Here is a 235-nt window from a genome sequence, read left to right as displayed (position 1 = left end):
TCGCAGCGCTTCCTTCAGCAAACAGGTCGCCGAGGCCGCGGTGGGAACCGCGCCGGAGGGTGTCGATGTCTCCGTCTACGAGGGTATCGGCGATATTCCGTTCTACAACGAGGATATCGACGTGCCGGGTTCGGTCCCCGCTGCCGCGGCGGCGCTGCGCGACGCGGTGGACGCCGGCGACGGCCTGCTGTTGATCACCCCGGAATACAACGGGACGCTGCCCGCGGTTTTGAAG

General features: G+C 66.8%; 1 protein-coding gene. It reads left to right on the top strand.

The genetic code is table 11. The features are described 5' to 3' along the window. The coding region (locus CUZ56_RS15570) for an NAD(P)H-dependent oxidoreductase (protein ID WP_204250990.1) at window positions 1-235 on the top strand (235 nt) is incomplete at both ends.

Source organism: Saezia sanguinis (assembly GCF_003991585.1).
Taxonomy (GTDB): Bacteria; Pseudomonadota; Gammaproteobacteria; order Burkholderiales; family Burkholderiaceae_C; genus Saezia; species Saezia sanguinis.
The sequence above is the reverse complement of the archived record's forward strand: the minus strand, read 5'-3'. Positions and strand labels throughout refer to the sequence as shown.